Source organism: Micromonospora sp. BL1 (assembly GCF_003667485.1).
In the GTDB taxonomy this organism is placed as follows: domain Bacteria; phylum Actinomycetota; class Actinomycetes; order Mycobacteriales; family Micromonosporaceae; genus Micromonospora; species Micromonospora tulbaghiae.
This window is the reverse complement of sequence record NZ_RCVK01000314.1, coordinates 1-16,472: the sequence shown is the minus strand read 5'-3', so window position 1 is coordinate 16,472 and position 16,472 is coordinate 1. Positions and strand designations below refer to the sequence as shown.

Sequence of the window (16,472 nt, the reverse complement as noted above, 5' to 3'; positions counted from 1 at the left end):
TACCGTCGCCCGCAGCCCCGGCGCGGCGGCGGTCGGTGGCCGGGCCCGGGTGCCCGGCGCCTCCGGCGGTGGCCCCGGTGGTCCCGGCGGTCCGGCCGGCCCCGGCCGGCGTGGCCGCGGCGAGGACCCGGCGCGGGCGAAGAAGCGCCGCCGGATCAACATGCTGATCGCCGGCTTCGCCGTGTTCATCATGCTCGCCGGCATCGGCGTGGTGAGTTTCACCTGGTACTCCACCAAGGTGGTGCTCCCGGAGGACACCATCCCGCCGCTGTCCACCACCATCTACGACTCGACCGGCAAGACCGCCATCGCCCGGATCGGCGACCAGAACCGCCAGCTGGTCACCATCGACCAGATCCCGGAGCACGTCCAGCACGCGGTCGCCGCGGCGGAGGACCGGAACTTCTACAAGCACTCCGGTGTGGACTACAAGGGCATCGCCCGCGCCGCGTGGAACAACCTCACCGGCGGCGACAAGCAGGGTGCCTCGACCATCACCCAGCAGTACGCGCGCAACGCGTTCGAGAACCTGAACCAGGACACGTACGGCCGCAAGGTGAAGGAGGCGATCCTCGCCTCCAAGCTGAACGACAAGTACGACAAGCGCGTGATCATGCAGCACTACCTGAACGTCATCTACTTCGGCCGCGGCGCGTACGGCATCCAGGCGGCGTCGCAGACGTACTTCAACAAGAACGTCAAGGACCTGACCGTGGCCGAGGCCGCGGTGCTGGCGGCACTGATCAAGCAGCCGGAGCCGAGCGCCACCCACCAGGGCTACGACCCGGCGATCAACCCGACCGCCGCGCTGGACCGGTGGAACTACGTGATCAACGGCATGATCACGGAGAAGTGGCTGGACGCGCCGAACACGCCGCAGCACCCCACCGAGTACCCGAAGAACATTCAGAAGCCGAAGAAGAACAGCGGCGGCGGCTTCGGCATCGACACCCCGTACGGCAACATCGTCAACTACGTCTCGCAGGAACTGCGCGAGATGAAGCTCTGCACCGACAACGAGGCCGAGGCGACCGAGAAGAAGCCGCTGTGCTCGAAGGCGCTGAGCCGGGGTGGTTACAAGATCACCACCACCATCAACAAGAAGATGCAGGAGGCGGCGCTCGACGCGGCCCAGCGCGCCCGGAAGAGCTCCGAACTCGCCGGCCAGCCGTCGAACCTGATGGCCGCCGTGGTGGGCATCGACCCGCAGACCGGGCGAGTGCTCGCCTACTACGGCGGCGACAACGGCACCGGCACCGACTACGCCGGGAAGAACGTCGACAACGGCGTGGTGAGCGGCGGCCACTCGCCGGGTTCGAGCTTCAAGATCTACACGCTCGCCGCGGCGCTGAAGGCCGGCATCTCGATCAAGTCCCGGTGGAAGGGCACGGCGTTCACGCCGAAGGACACCAAGTTCAAGGTCAGCAACGCCGGCGCGGACAAGGTCTCCTGCGGTGACTCCTGCACGCTCGAACTGTCGACGCTGAAGTCGCTGAACGTGCCGTTCTACTACATCACCGAGAAGATCGGCCCGGACAAGGTGCTCGACATGGCCAAGCAGGCCGGCGTCACCACCATGTGGCAGACCGACACCAACCCGGCCAAGGCGCACGACCTGACCAAGGCCGACCCGAAGGACCTCGCGCCGTCGCCGTTCTTCCACGTCATCGGCTACGGCCAGTACCCGATCACGGTGCTCGACCACGCCAACGGCGTCGCCACCTTCGCCAACCAGGGCGTCTACCACAAGGCGCACTTCGTCCGGAAGGTGGAGAAGCAGAACCCGGACACCGGCAAGTGGGACCTGGTCGGCGCGGAGAAGCTCAAGGGGCAGCAGCGGATCGACAAGGACGTCGTCGCCGACGTCACCTCCGTGCTGAAGCAGTACCCCGGACAGATCAACAAGAGGCTCGAGGGTGGCCGGCAGGTCGCCGAGAAGACCGGCACCTGGGAACTCAACGACAAGACCAGCGACAACGGTGACGCCTGGATGATCGGCTACACGCCGCAACTCGCCACCGCGGTCTGGGTCGGCAACAAGGCCGACCGCAAGGCGATCAAGTACAAGGGCGGCGAGAACATCAGCGGCGCCAAGATGCCCGGTGACATCTTCCAGCGCTTCATGAACGAAGCGCTCAAGGGCAAGGACAAGGAAGAGTTCCCGCCCGCGGCGAACGTCGGCGAGGACGACACCGGCAACGGCGAGGCCCCGCCGCCGACGAACGAGCCCGGCCAGCCGGGCGGCCCGAACTGCGACCCGCTGGGCCTGTTCTGCCCCGGCGGCACGCCCGGCGGCGGCAACCCCGGCGGCGGTGACCAGGGTGGAACGCCCGGCGGGGGCGGGCTCCCCGGAGGCGGCGGACGCCCCGGTGGCGGCGGTGGCGGCGGCGGGCTGCTACCGAGCACACCGCCGACACGACAGAACTGACGCGTACCACCTGACGGCGGCGGCCGGACCTCGGGTCCGGCCGCCGCCGCGTTTCGCGTACCGGAATTTCTCCGCGCGCGACGGGACGGCGACCCCCGGTGTACGGCAGGATGCCTCTCCATGAGCACCCAGTCGCCCGCAGGCATCGATGAGCCCGGCGCGTCCGAGGCGGCGCCACGATCCGCAGAGACGGTGGACCACCCGTCCCGCTCGGACTGGTTCGTCCGGGGCGCCTCCGGTCTGATCGGCGGGCCGCTCGGCGACCACGCCGCCGCCCTGGACCGGCCAGCCGACCGGGAGAGCCGCTTCTGGACCGCCGGCCGGATCGTCCTGGCGCTGGTGTGCCTGACGCTGGCCCTGCACTGGGTGCAGAAGTCGCCCTGCCAGGACGGCGCCTGGCAGAACAACATCCAGTACACCCGGATGTGCTACACGGACGTGCTCGCGCTCTACTACGCCGAAGGGCTCAACGAGGGCAAGGTGCCCTACGCCGACCACCCGGTCGAGTACCCGGTGCTGACCGGCTACTTCATGGGCGCTCTCGGCCTGCCGGTGCACGCCCTCGGCGCCGACAACCCCGCCATCAACCAGGGCCAGTGGTTCTACAACCTGAACGCGCTGGTGCTCGGCGCGCTCGCCGTCGCCACCGTCGCGGTGATCCTCAGCCTGCGCCGGCGACGACCCTGGGACGCCGCGTTGTTCGCGCTCTCCCCGGCGCTCGTGCTCACCGCCACCGTCAACTGGGACCTGCTCGCCATCGGCCTGGCCGCGTTCGGCCTGCTGGCCTGGGCACGCGCCCGCCCCGACCGGTACGCGCTGCTGCTGCCCGGAGTGGCGGGCGTCCTCATCGGACTCGGCGGCGCGGCCAAGATGTGGCCGCTGTTCCTCCTCGGCCCGATCCTGGTCCTCGCGTTGCGCGCCGGCAAGATGCTGGCCGGGCTCGTCGCCACGGCGACCGCGCTGGTGACGCTCGTGGCGGTGAACCTGCCGGTGGCGATCCCCTACCGGGAGAACTGGGAACGCTTCTTCGACCTGAACACGACGCGCCCGATCGACTGGGGCACGCTCTGGTACATCGGCCGCTACCTGGACGGCCGGATCAGCCCGTCCTCACCCGGCGAACTCGGGCCCTTCGAGTGGCTCAACGCGAACATCCCCACCCTCAACTGGCTGTCGTACCTGCTGTTCGGGCTGGCCTGCCTCGGCGTGGCCGGGCTGGCGCTGCTCGCGCCGCGCCGCCCCCGGCTGGCCCAGCTCGCCTTCCTGGTGGTCGCCGCGTTCCTCATCTTCAGCAAGGTGTGGTCCCAGCAGTTCGTGCTCTGGCTGCTGCCGCTCGCGGTGCTCGCCCGGCCGCGCTGGGGCGCGTTCCTGGCCTGGCAGGTCGCCGAGGTCGGCTACTTCGCCGCGTTCTACGGCGAACTGCTCGGCACGGCCATGTCCCGGCCGGTCTTCCCCGAAGGCGTCTTCGTGCTGGCGTCGAGCCTGCGCCTGATCACCGTGGCGGTCCTCTGCGGGTTCGTCATCCGGGACATCATGCGGCCCGAACTGGACGTCGTCCGGCACACCTACCCCGACGACCCGGACGGCGGAGTGCTCGACGGCGCGCCCGACGCGCCCTGGCATCAGCGCTGGCGGGCTCGCGCCGCCGAACGGCCCGCCGAACCCGTTCCGGTGTGACCGAGACGGTCGTGTTCCGGTCTACAGCCGGAACACGACCGCCTCGCCGACCTGCTCCCGGGTCACTCCCGGCGTGTCGACCGGCCGGTCGAGCATCCCCTCCCACGGGGTGCCCGCCAGCTCGTCGCGCAACACGACCACGTTCTTCACGCCGATCTGCCGCAGGTAGTCGACGCTCGCGTAGTCCGGGAAATTCACTGTCGCCTCGCGGATCTGAGCCTGCGAACGCGGCGTGAAACCGCTGCCGCCGTTGACCATCGGCTGGAACCGGTCGGTGGACCAGAGCATCACCGGCTGGTCCAGGTTCTGGCTGCTCGGCAGCACCAGCATCGGGCCGTCGACGGTCCGCATCGCCGCCGGCTGCCGCGGCACCACGGGCTGCGGCGTGGCGTTCAGCCCCTCCACGAGCACCAGCGCCAACGGCAGCAGCGTGGCCAGGCGCAGCCACGGGCCCGGCCACGGCGGCACCCGTTCGGCGGCCAGCTCGCGTACCCGCATGCAGAACGCGGTGACCGCGCCGGCCGCGAGCAGACCCAGCAGCAGCGTGGTCCAGAGCATCATCCGGCCCGGCGTCCGCAGCCCGCTCCAGCCCGGCAGGTAGTCGAACAACGGCACGTAGGTGAACCGGCCGCCGAAGAACCGGGTGCCCATCGCCAGCGCCATCGTCACGAGCACCCCGGCCAGCAGGAAGATCCGGTGCCGGACCCGCCAGACCGAGAAGAACAGGCCACCGGCGGCGAGCGCGTAGAGCGCGAAGCCCGGCAGCAGCGTCATCTCCGGATGCCAGGGCAGCACGGCGCGGGCGCCCTCGTGCAGCCCGCCCCAGACCCGGGACTCGGCCGGCGCGGTGAAGAACCCGCTCGCCGGCGGCGAGTAGAGCCCGATGTCACCGAGCGTCCGCTCCGCGTTCGGGTGCAGCTCGGCGACCTTGAAGTACGGCACCGCCAGCGCCGCGCCCACCGCGGCGAACGCGAGCCCGCCGAACACGTCGGCCAGGAACAGCCGCCGCCCGAACGGACGCTTCACCCGGCGCCGCCGCACGAACCACAGCACCACCGAGACCACGCCGGTCCCGGCCAGCATGTACGCGAACGGCAGCCCGATGCCGAACCCCAGGCTGAGCTGCCATGCGGCCACCAGCCACCCGGCGAACGCCCAGCCCGCGTGCCGGCGACGCGGCCGGTAGCCGTACCGCAGCGACCAGCCGTGCCCCCGGGCCAGCATGGCCAGCGCCAGCGGGATGCCGCCGTTGGAGAGGATGTGCAGGTGCCCCGCCTGGGCCAGCAGCCACGGCGCGTAGGCGAAGCTCGCCCCGGCCACCGCGCCGCCGATGCGGCCCGCGCCGAGCTGCCGGGCCAGCACGTACGCGCCGAACGCGGCGAGCGCGTGCGCCAGCACGAACATGATGTTGTAGCGCAGGACGGCGTGCTCCGGGCCGACCCCGATCAGGCCGGCCGGGGCGTACCCGAGGAGCGTGTCGGAGAACGCGAAGCTCCAGTTCTCCGGATAGAACGTGTTCGCGTGCCACAGCATCGCCGGGTCGGTCCGCAGGATGTGCCCGGACCACGCCATCTGCCACGCCTGCAGGCTCGGGTCCCAGTAGTCCTGCGGCAGCGTGTGCCGTGGATAACGCAACGTGGGCCAGGTCATGGCCGCGGCCAGCGCCAGCGCGGCGACGGCGGCGAGCGTCCACTCGTGCACCAGGAACCGGCCGACCGCGCGGACGGCCCGGCGGGCCCGGCCGAGCACCGGCTCCGGCGCGGGCCCGAACGCGGACCAGGGGTCGGCGGGCTTCTCGTCGGCCGTACCCGTTGCGCTGGTGTCCCCGCCCTCGGCCTTCGTGCCGGCGGCGTCTCCGGCGTCTCCGCCGTTCGCCGGCCCGTCGTGGGCGCCGCCCTTGCCGGCGGCGGCATCGTCCCGGGCCTCGGCCTTCTCCTCGGCGGCGGCCTCGTCCGCGGTGCCGGCACCGGGCCCGGTGCCCGCCTTGCCGGCGGTGGCGTCCACGCCGGATCCACCCTCGGCGGTCACGCCCTCGCGGGGCGGGGTCGCCTCGGCCGTCTCGTCCGGCCGGTTCCGCGCGCCCGTCCCGTCCGGCCGGGGCTCGGCGCCGGACCGGCGGCCGGTCGTGCCGGACTGCTCGGTCGTCACGCCGCCGCGCCCAGCTGCCCGCGCAGGAACGCGATGTCGGCGGCCTGGCCCTCGACGCCACCGGGGGTCTCCACGATCACCGGCGCGCCCGCCGCGCGGATCACCGCCACCAGCAGCTCCGGGTCGATGGTGCCGCCGGTCAGGTTGTCGTGCCGGTCCTGGCCGGAGTTGAACGCGCCCTTGGAGTTGTTGGCGTGGATCAGGTCGATCCGGCCGGTGATCGCCTTCACCCGGTCGACCAGGCCCAGCAGTTCCTCGCCACCCGCGTACGCGTGGCAGGTGTCCAGGCAGAAGCCGACCTCGTGGTCGCCGAGCGCGTCCCAGAGCCGGGCCAGTGAGTCGAGGTGCCGGGCGCAGGCGTTGTCGCCGCCGGCGGTGTTCTCGATCAGCACCGGCAGCGGGAAGCCGCCCGAGTCCGCCGCGTACGCGAAGGTCTTGCGCCAGTTGTCGAAGCCGACGGCGACGTCATGGCCGGCGTTGACGTGGCCGCCGTGCACGATCAGCCCCTTGGCTCCGACGTCCGCCGCGGCGGTGGCGTGGGCGAGCAGCAGCTTACGGCTGGGAATGCGGATCCGGTTGTTGAGCGTGGCCACGTTGATCACGTACGGCGCGTGCACGTAGAGGTCGACGTCGGCGGAACGCAGGCGCTCGGCGTCCTCGCGCGGCTTCGGGGCCTTCCAGCCCTGCGGGTCGGCCAGGAAGAACTGGACCGCCTCGGCCTGCCGGGCGGCCGCCTCGGCCAGCGGGTCGGTCGGATCGACGTGGGCTCCGATTCGCATGCAGGGCAGCCTACGTCGCGCCTGCGACGGTCGGCGCGCTCGCGGGAGGCGCCCGGCGGGTCGAACGCGTCACCACCCGGCCCGGCGGTCGTTGTCCGAGGTGGGATCGATGGTCGACGCTTCGCCCGGACGTGGTCCACAGCACGGACGGGCGAGGGTGGACCCCCGGAAACGGGACGCCCCGCCGTGCGGCCCGGCACGACGGGGCGGGATCCGCTCGTCATCCCGGTACGGGAGGCAGCAGTAGGACCAATTCCTCCATTTACCCCAAGTGGTGACGAGAGCCATTGTATGGTCAGACCAGGTGACAACACGATAAAGCTCCGCGGGGCGTCTTCGATCCAACCTCATCGGTGTGGTCGTTCCTCCCCAGGTCCCACCCAAGGAATGCGGACGGGACGCCCCGCGGTCCCGTGGACAGGGGTCCACCTGCCGGCTCGCCGGAGGTGGGCCCCTGTCGCCGCACCCGGCACACCGGGGCCACCGGCCCGGCCATGATCGTCCGGACCGGCTATCCTGGTCCGGTTGTCCGCGTGTCCGACCGGGTTCCCCCGGCACCGGCGCGGGCAGCGACGCACGACCTCCTGCCACGGAAGGACCGTGGCCGCTTAGCCCACAGGAGGTGAGCACGTCTTGCGTCACTACGAAGTCATGGTGATCCTCGACCCCAGCCTCGAGGAGCGCACCGTCGCCCCGTCGCTCGACACGTACCTGAACGTGATCCGGACCGCGGGTGGCTCGGTGGAGAAGACCGACGTGTGGGGCCGCCGGCGCCTCGCGTACGAGATCAACAAGAAGGCCGAGGGCATCTACGCCGTCATCGACCTCCAGGCGACGCCGGAGGCCGTTGGCGAGCTGGACCGTCAGCTCCGACTCAACGAGTCGGTGCTGCGCACCAAGGTCATCCGACCGGAGATGCGCTGAGCATCCAGACCCGGCACGTCCGGATCACAAGCCTCATCCACGCTGTCGTACGGCTCTGAGAGCCTGAACGGCACAAAGATGAGTGCGCGAGGAGATGGTCATGGCAGGAGACACCACCATCACGGTCATCGGCAACCTGACCGATGATCCCGAGTTGCGATTCACCCCCTCCGGCGCGGCGGTCGCCAAGTTCCGGGTCGCTTCGACGCCCCGCTTCATGGACAAGGCCTCCGGCGAGTGGAAGGACGGCGAGCCGCTGTTCCTCTCGTGCACGGTCTGGCGCCAGGCCGCCGAGAACGTCGCCGAGTCGCTGCAGCGCGGCGCTCGCGTGATCGTGTCCGGCCGACTGCGCCAGCGGTCGTACGAGACCCGTGAGGGTGAGAAGCGCACCGTCATCGAGCTGGAGGTCGACGAGATCGGCCCGTCGCTGCGCTACGCCACGGCGAAGGTGCAGAAGATGTCCCGCTCCGGTGGCGGTGGCGGCGGCTTCGGTGGTGGTGGCGGCCAGGGCGGCGGCGGAGGCAACTTCGACGACCCCTGGGCCTCTGCTGCCCCCGCCCCCTCCCGCGGTGGTTCGGGCGGAAACTTCGACGAGGAGCCTCCGTTCTAATGGCGCCGAGCGCCCGCGATCGCAAACCAGGAGCACGAGCAATGGCTAAGGCTGCGGCACTTCGCAAGCCGAAGAAGAAGGTGAACCCGCTCGACAAGGACGGGATCACCTACATCGATTACAAGGACACCGCGCTGCTGCGCAAGTTCATCTCCGACCGCGGCAAGATCCGCGCTCGACGGGTGACCGGCGTGACCTCGCAGCAGCAGCGGCAGATCGCCCGTGCGGTCAAGAACGCCCGCGAGATGGCGCTCCTGCCGTACACGGCCACGACGCGCTGAGAGGAGGCACGGACATGAAGATCATCCTGACTCAGGAGGTGTCCGGCCTCGGCTCTCCGGGCGACATCGTCGAGGTGAAGGACGGCTTCGGCCGTAACTACCTGCTGCCGCAGGGCTTCGCGATCGCCTGGACCAAGGGCGCGGAGAAGCAGGTCACGGTCATCAAGCGGGCCCGCTCGGCCCGCGAGATCCGCGACCTGGGCCACGCCACCGAGGTCAAGACCCAGGTCGAGGGCCTGAAGGTCAACCTGAAGGCCCGCGCCGGCGACGGCGGGCGGCTCTTCGGCTCGGTCACCCCGGCCGAGATCGTCGACGCCGTCAAGGCCGCCGGCGGCCCGACCCTGGACCGCCGCCGGCTGGAGCTGCCCGGCCACATCAAGGCGCTCGGCTCCTACCCGGTCAGCATCCGGCTGCACCCCGAGGTGACCGCCAAGTTCGACCTGAACGTGGTCAAGGGCTGACACCCGAAGCACGACGCGAAAGGCCCGCACCGGTCGCCGGTGCGGGCCTTTCCGCATCCTCACCGCTCAACCGAGCGGCTTGCCCGTCACCGCGCTGATCACCACCGTGGACAGGCCGCCACCCACCACCGCGGCCGCCAGCGCCACTGTCGCCGACCGCCACGTCGTCCCGACCTGCCGCAGCAGCACCGCCACCACCAGGCTGCTCACCATCGCCAACCCGAAACGCGGCGCCGCCGACACCAGCGACTCCAGCGCATGCGCACGCGGCGAGTCACACCCACCGCCGGTGATGTCCGTGACGCACCCCGCCGGAGGCTGACCGCTCAGGAACAGCAGACCGATCACCAGCAGCACCGCCGGAACCAGATAGCAGGCCGCCGTGTAGACCAACGGCCGCAACGGACCACCCGGGTCCGGGTCCAGCAGGTCGTCCTCCAGCCGCCGGCCCCACGAACCGCCGCCGATCGTCTCCACCCGGCGCCGCAACGTCGAAGGCGCCGGCTCCACCGGGCCACGGCGAGGCACGGTACGCGGGCGCGGCGCCGAGTACGCCACCGCAGGCGAGCGGGGCGCCGTCGACGGGGTCTCCATCCACCGGGGATCGTCACCGGAGAGCCGGGTACCCGACCAGAACGCCTCGGCCCGCTCCGGCGACGCCCAGCCCTCCCGCACCGGCGGCGCCGACCGGTCCCACGGATCGGCCGGCGCGTACCGGTCGCCCGCGTCCCGCACCGGCTCCAGGAAACCGGTGTCGGTGAACCGGTCCCACTCACCCGTGTGCTCCGTACGGTCCCACCGGTTCTCCGCCCGCTCCCAGCGGCTCGCGGGCACCGGCCGGTCCCAGGCGTGCACCCCGGACGCGTCCCACGGATCGACAGCGGGCGGCTGCACCGGCTCACGCTCGACGCTCCGGCGGCGCTGCCACGGATCCGCCGCCGGTTGCGGCCGCGCCGACTCCGGCTCCGCCCGCGACCAGGCCGACTCCGACTCCCCCGCCCTCGCCGCCGTCTGTCCCCAGCTCGGCTCCGACTCCGCGGCCCTCGCCGCCGACCGGCCCGCATCCGACGCCGTTGGCCAGTCGGCATCCGTCCCCGAGCGGGACCACGCGCCGTCCGGGGCCGCCGGCCGCGCCCAGCCGGAATCCGACCCCGCCGGCGGCGGCCAGGAGGAACCCGACGCCGACCGGCCACGGCGGCCCGCCGGCCGTTCACCGTCCGATCCCGCCGGCCCCTCGCTCGAACCCGCCGACTCCGGCAGCCCGGACCAGGTCACCTGCGGCCGACGTGTCGCCGCCCGACGCGGACGACTCCGGGGCACCGCCCCCGACACCGGCTCGTCGCCCTCGTCCGCCCGCCGGTTGCCCACGTACCCCCGCTCCTGCGGGGCGTCCATCGTCCACTCGGCGGTGTGATCCGACAACGGACCCGCACCGATCGCGCGCAGATCGCGACGCGGCCCGGCGTCCACCCGCCAACCACCGCCGGAGGACGGCGTCTCCACCTCGTCGTCCGGCGCGGCATGCCGCCCGCCACCGTCCGCGCGACTCACCCCGGACTCCAGAGCCCAACGGGGAAGGTACGTCTCGACCGGCTCGTCCTGGCCACGCTCGATCGCGCGCCGCCGGCTCGCCGTGCGGTAGCCCTCCGGCGCGTACGAGTCGACCCGGCGCGGCCCGGCGGGCTCATCCCAGGAACCGCTCGGCCGTCGCTCGCGCGGGCTGTCCTCCCCGCGTCCCCAGTCCCGGTGTCTCACGGCCGGAGCGTGACCTCTCTCAACCCGAAAGTAAACCCGCTGTCCCAGGTGTCGCCGTTCGCAGCGATAGTACGGGACGAACGACGACAAAGCTCGGCCGGAAATCTTCCGTCCACAGGGTGGGGATAGGAAAAGCCCAGGTCAGAGGCGATAAGCCCGGAATTCCCCATCACTTTTCCACACCCCTGTGCACACCCTGCGCACATGCCTGTCCCCAGGCGTCCACAGGTTGTCCCGAGGCTCATCCACCGGCCTTGTTGAGCGGTTGACCTCGGGTTCCGTATCGTGGTCCACCGACCGCCGGGCGATGACCCCCGATCGACCGGAGGGTCGGCGGAGAGTTGTCATACCCCGGCGATACAGCTGGACTCGATCCGACGCAGCGAGGGGGGAACCCGTGTCGGTCACCGACGAGACGCGTGCGGAACGGACCGGGGGGCAACCGCCCGAGCCGCCACCGCGCGATGCGGCGTTCGAGAAGACACCACCCCAGGACGTCGCCGCCGAGCAGTGCGTACTCGGCGGCATGCTGCTCTCCAAGGACGCCATCGCGGACGTCGTGGAGATCCTGAAGACCAACGACTTCTACCGCCCGGTCCACGCCACCATCTTCGACGCGATCCTGGACATCTACGGGCGCGGCGAACCCGCCGACCCGATCACCGTGGCGGCAGCGCTCGCCGACTCCGGCGACCTCGCCCGCATCGGCGGCGCCCCCTACCTGCACACGCTGATCGCCAGCGTGCCCACCGCCGCGAACGCCGCCTACTACGCCCGCATCGTCGGCGAACGAGCGGTGCTCCGCCGGCTGGTCGAGGCCGGCACCCGGATCGTGCAGCTCGGCTACGGCACCGGCCCGAGCGGCAGCCGCGACGTCGACGACATCGTCGACCTCGCCCAGCAGGCCGTCTACGAGATCACCGAGAAGCGCGTCAGCGAGGACTTCGCCGTCCTGGCCGACATGCTCCAGCCGACGCTCGACGAGATCGAGGCGGTCGGTGCCCAGGGCGGGGTGATGACGGGTGTGCCGACCGGCTTCACCGACCTCGACCGCCTGCTCAACGGCCTGCACGCCGGCCAACTCATCATCGTGGCCGGCCGGCCCGGTCTCGGTAAGGCGCTCGCACTCGACACCCCGCTGCCCACCCCGCAGGGCTGGACCACCATGGGTGAGGTGCGCGTCGGCGAGCAGCTCCTCGCCGCGGACGGCACTCCGACGACGATCACCAACGTCTTCGACGTGATGTACGACCGCCCCTGCTACGAGGTCGAGTTCTCCGACGGAAGCGTCATCGTGGCGGACGCCGAGCACCTGTGGAAGACCACCACACGGGCCAGCCGGCGCCAGCCGGAGGCACGCCGGCGGCACCACTGGGCCGAGCCGGCGCTGGCGAAGGTACGGGCGGCCGAGGCGGCCGCATCCACCGAACCGCACCGGCTGGTCACTCTCGCGGAGACCCTGGATCAGGTCGGCCCGGAATTCCGCAACGTGCTCCACGCGGTGGCGCAGACGGTGGGTTCCAACGGCCGGGTCGCCCGACCGGTGACCCGGGCCGGCAAGACACGCAACTGGACGGCACCCGGCTACCCGGTGGGCGCGTTGATCTCCGGCCTCCGTGCACGCGCGGAACGACCGGTGAACGCGGGCAGCCGTGCCGAGCACGACGGGATCGTCACGACGGCGCAGATCGCGGCCACGCTGCGTACCGAGACGGCCGACCGTCGTCTCAACCACGCCGTGCGGAACTGCGCGCCGCTCCGGCTTCCGGAACGCGATCTGGTCGTCCCCCCGTACACCCTCGGGGTGTGGCTCGGCGACGGGCACACCGGGGCAAGCCGCTTCACCACCGCGGACGCGGAGATGCTCGACCTCGTGGCCCAGGACGGCTTCCTGGTACGCCCGAGCGGCCCCATGGTCTACAGCGTGCATCTGCCCACGCCGGCCAGGACGCCGGACCGCACCTGCGTCGACTGCGGCGGCTCCACCCGTGCCCTGCGGGAGAACCCCGGAACCCGCCGCTGCGCCGAGTGCCACGAGCGGAACGGCTCCTTCCTGGCCCTGCTCCGGCGAGTCGGGGTGGCCTACGACAAGCACATTCCGCGGGACTACCTCCGCGCCTCCGAAACACAGCGCCGGGCGTTGCTCGCCGGTCTCATGGACACCGACGGCACGGTGGCGCCGACCGGGAACCTGCAGTACACATCCACCTCGAGGCGCCTGATCGACGGCGTTCGGGAACTCGTCGTCAGCCTGGGACATCGGTGCACCATGACCGAGCACAAGGTGCGCGGCCGGACCGAGGCATCGTCGATCGCGTACACGCTGAACTTCTCCACCCCGGACACGGTCTTCCGGCTGGACCGGAAGCGCACCGCTCATGCGGCCCGACGCCGGACGTCCTCGGACGTCCGCTCCCACTCGCGGTTCATCGTGGACGTCCGTCCGGTGCCGAGCGTTCCGGTGCGTTGTGTGACTGTCGACAATCCCGACCATCTGTATCTGGCGGGCCGCTCGATGATCCCGACGCACAACAGCACGGCGAGCATGGACTTCGCCCGAAATGCAGCGATCCGCGCCAACCAGGCGTCGGCGATCTTCTCGCTGGAAATGAGCAAGGTCGAGATCGTCATGCGACTCCTCTCGGCCGAGGCGCGCGTGCCGCTGCACGTGTTGCGCAGCGGGCAGCTCTCCGACGACGACTGGACCAAGCTGGCCCGCTGCATGGGCGAGATCAGCGAGGCGCCGCTCTTCGTCGACGACACGCCGAGCATGAACCTGATGGAGATCAGGGCGAAGGCGCGGCGGCTCAAGCAGAAGCACGACCTGAAGCTGATCGTCGTCGACTATCTCCAGCTGATGACCTCACCGAAACGCACCGAGAGTCGGCAGCAGGAGGTCGCGGACCTGTCCCGTGGCCTGAAGCTGCTGGCCAAGGAGGTCGAGTGCCCGGTGATCGCGGTGAGCCAGCTGAACCGTGGCCCCGAGCAGCGCACCGATAAGCGTCCGCAATTGTCCGACCTGCGGGAATCCGGCTGCCTGACGGCCGACACCAGGCTCGTACGAGCCGATGACAACTCGGAGATCACTCTCGGGGCGCTCCTTGCCGGGAACGTCAGGGACGTTCCTGTGTGGGCCCTCGATGAAGGTCTCCGCTACACCCCCCGAACGCTCACCCACGCGTTTCCCAGTGGAACGCGCGAGGTGTTCCGGATGACCCTGGCATCCGGGAAGCAGGTGGAAGCGACCGCTAACCACCCATTTCTCACCTTCGGTGGTTGGCTGCCGCTGGGAGAACTCACGGTGGGAACTCGGCTTGCCGCGCCTCGGCACATTCCGCCACCGCTGAACATTCAGCCATGGGCCGAGCCGGAGGTGGTGATGCTGGCCCACCTCCTCGGGGACGGCTCGTTCGTCCGCCGGCAGCCGATCCGCTACGCCAGTTGTGACGAGGCCAATCTGACAGCCGTGTCGGAGGCGGCCATGCACTTCGGGATCACGGCTGTGCGAGACGACTACCCGGCTGCGCGGGTGACGACGCTCCGACTACCGGCACCGTTCCGGCTCGCCCGCGGGCGGCGGAACCCGATCGCCGAGTGGTTGGACGGGTTGGGGCTGTTCGGGCTGCGGTCCCACGAGAAGTTCGTACCGCCGGCGGTGTTCGGCCTGCCTAAGGAACAGATCACGCTCTTCCTGCGACACATCTGGGCGACGGACGGGTCCGTAACTGTCAACAAGTCCGGTCGAGGCGGACGGATCTACTTCTCCTCGACATCGCGGCGCATGCTGGAGGACATCTCACGCCTGCTGCTTCGCTACGGAATCTCGGCTCGGTTGCGACAGGTGCCGGTCGCTGGACATCGGCCGCAGTACACCCTGGACATCTCCGGTCGCGACGACCAGCTTCGCTTCCTCCGGGAGATCGGTGTGCACGGCGAGCGCGCCAACGGCTGCGCGGCGCTGCTTGTGATTCTCGAATCCGTCGTCAGCAATCCGAACGTGGATACCGTGCCCAAGGAGGTGTGGTCCAGGGTTCGCGAAGTCTTGGCGGAGCGCAAGATGAGCCACCGAGAGTTCGCCGCGGCCGTCGGTACCCAGTTCTCCGGCAGCGCAATGTGGAAGCGTGCACCCAGCCGGTCAAGACTCGCCAAGGTGGCCGCGGTGCTGGACTCTGCGGATCTTGATCTGCACGCGACGAACGACGTCTTCTGGGACGAGATCGTCTCGATCGAGTCAGTCGGCGAGAAGGACGTCTACGACGCCACGGTGCTCGGCACACACAACTTCATCGCCAACGGCATCGCCGCGCACAACTCGATCGAGCAAGATGCGGACGTAGTCATCCTTCTGCACCGCGACGACTACTACGACAAGGAGTCACCGCGAGCGGGCGAGGCGGACTTTATTGTTGCCAAGCACAGGAATGGGCCGACCGACACGGTGACGGTCGCGGCCCAGTTGCACCTGTCGCGCTTCGTGGACATGGCCATCGTCTGAGCGGCGTCAGCCGAGCAGCGGGAACCATCCGGCTGCCTCGCCCAGCTCCAGCCGGTCCCGGTCGGTGAGCGGCACGCGCCCGGCGGCCTTCAGCAGGTAGTCGTGGTCGTCCCAGCCGGCCGGCCGTACCGCGTCGTCGCTGAGCAGGCCGTCCATCGTGGTCACCGCGACCCGCGTCGGGTCCGCCGCCGGTCGCGGCGCGTCCGGCAGGTCCACCACCAGGTCCAGGTGGTGGATGACCGCCTCGGTGGTCAGGGTGGCGAGCAGATGGGGTACGCGCAGTACGTGACCCTGCGTGGTCACGTACCCGTCGGGGTCGGCTGCGGTGGCCGCGCGGACGGCGGCGGGCGCGGTGTCGGTCCAGAGGCGGACCACTCCGGTGGGCCGGTCGAAGGCGGCGGCGGAGCGGCGGGCCCACCAGGCGTGCCCGGCGACCGCGTCGTCGTCGCCGGGCGTGAACGCGCGCCAGTAGCTGACGTCGTCCACGTCCGCCGGTCCGGGTGCGGGGCTGGCCAGGGCGACGAGCGCGCGCTGGGCGTCGCAGAGCACGTGGAAGAGCAGGTCGGCGACGAGCCAGCCGCGGCACCGGGTGGGCCGTTGCAGACCGGCGTCGTCGAGCGGGGTGACCACGGCCGTGATGCCGTCGTACGCCTGGGCCAGCGCCTCGTGCTGCCGGATCGGGCTCATGCCGAGCAGCCTGCCACGGTGTGGCAGGTGCGGCACGCCGACGAGCGCGCCGGGTCGACGCGGTGCACCGGCCCGGCGTGCGTGTTGTCGGCGGTCAGTCGAACAGTTCGCCGAGGAAGCCGTGCTTCTTCTTCCGGCGGTAGTGGCCGTGGTAGCCGTAGTGCTGCTGCTGGCTGTGGCCGTACGCGGGCTGCGCGTAGCCGTGGCCGGGCGGCGGCGGAGGGGGC

General features: G+C 70.8%; 11 protein-coding genes. 7 read left to right on the top strand and 4 right to left on the bottom strand.

Translation table 11 applies throughout. From position 1 onward, the window contains the following. Nucleotides 1–2,428: transglycosylase domain-containing protein (locus EAD96_RS23760; RefSeq protein ID WP_158614812.1), on the top strand; the 2,428-nt coding region annotated here is incomplete at its 5' end. A gap of 120 nt (nt 2,429–2,548) precedes the next feature. After that, the gene (locus EAD96_RS23755) at nt 2,549–4,105 is read left to right on the top strand and encodes a glycosyltransferase family 87 protein (RefSeq protein ID WP_121685828.1); all 1,557 of its coding nucleotides are present in this window, start codon (nt 2,549–2,551) and stop codon (nt 4,103–4,105) included. A 21-nt stretch (nt 4,106–4,126) separates the two neighbouring features. Here the strand turns inward: EAD96_RS23755 and EAD96_RS23750 are convergent, their stop codons facing one another. Both EAD96_RS23750 and EAD96_RS23745 read right to left on the bottom strand, forming a co-directional pair. Then, complete coding sequence (locus EAD96_RS23750; RefSeq protein WP_121685827.1) at nt 4,127–6,253, bottom strand: hypothetical protein; 2,127 nt, start codon at nt 6,251–6,253, stop codon at nt 4,127–4,129. After that, nucleotides 6,250–7,032 (bottom strand): deoxyribonuclease IV, encoded by a 783-nt coding sequence (locus tag EAD96_RS23745; RefSeq protein ID WP_120572540.1) that lies wholly within the window; start codon nt 7,030–7,032, stop codon nt 6,250–6,252. The genes EAD96_RS23750 and EAD96_RS23745 overlap by 4 nt, the downstream gene beginning before the upstream one ends. Nucleotides 7,033–7,665: 633 nt before the next feature. Between EAD96_RS23745 and rpsF the strand changes: the two genes are divergently transcribed. From rpsF to rplI, 4 genes are all read left to right on the top strand, one after another. Beyond that, nucleotides 7,666–7,956 carry a 30S ribosomal protein S6 gene (rpsF, locus tag EAD96_RS23740; protein WP_013289357.1) on the top strand — a complete coding sequence of 97 codons (291 nt, stop codon included), beginning with the start codon at nt 7,666–7,668 and terminating at the stop codon, nt 7,954–7,956. Between the two features lie 82 nt (nt 7,957–8,038). After that, the gene (locus tag EAD96_RS23735; protein ID WP_018788497.1) at nt 8,039–8,566 is read left to right on the top strand and encodes a single-stranded DNA-binding protein; all 528 of its coding nucleotides are present in this window, start codon (nt 8,039–8,041) and stop codon (nt 8,564–8,566) included. Between the two features lie 41 nt (nt 8,567–8,607). Next, on the top strand, nt 8,608–8,847 hold the full coding sequence (rpsR, locus tag EAD96_RS23730) for a 30S ribosomal protein S18 (protein WP_013289355.1): 240 nt from the start codon (nt 8,608–8,610) through the stop codon (nt 8,845–8,847). 14 nt (nt 8,848–8,861) lie between these two features. Further along, the gene (rplI, locus tag EAD96_RS23725) at nt 8,862–9,308 is read left to right on the top strand and encodes a 50S ribosomal protein L9 (protein WP_018788496.1); all 447 of its coding nucleotides are present in this window, start codon (nt 8,862–8,864) and stop codon (nt 9,306–9,308) included. A 66-nt stretch (nt 9,309–9,374) separates the two neighbouring features. Here the strand turns inward: rplI and EAD96_RS31660 are convergent, their stop codons facing one another. After that, complete coding sequence (locus tag EAD96_RS31660; RefSeq protein WP_233586145.1) at nt 9,375–10,202, bottom strand: hypothetical protein; 828 nt, start codon at nt 10,200–10,202, stop codon at nt 9,375–9,377. 1,168 nt (nt 10,203–11,370) lie between these two features. Here EAD96_RS31660 and EAD96_RS23715 point away from each other — a divergent pair. Next, a complete protein-coding gene (locus tag EAD96_RS23715) occupies nt 11,371–15,558 on the top strand; it encodes a replicative DNA helicase (RefSeq protein WP_368666037.1) in 4,188 nt (1,395 codons plus the stop codon). Between the two features lie 6 nt (nt 15,559–15,564). On the opposite strand, the gene EAD96_RS23710 is transcribed toward EAD96_RS23715, so the two are convergent. Beyond that, nucleotides 15,565–16,245 (bottom strand): maleylpyruvate isomerase N-terminal domain-containing protein, encoded by a 681-nt coding sequence (locus tag EAD96_RS23710; protein WP_120574077.1) that lies wholly within the window; start codon nt 16,243–16,245, stop codon nt 15,565–15,567. Nucleotides 16,246–16,472: the final 227 nt, after the last annotated feature.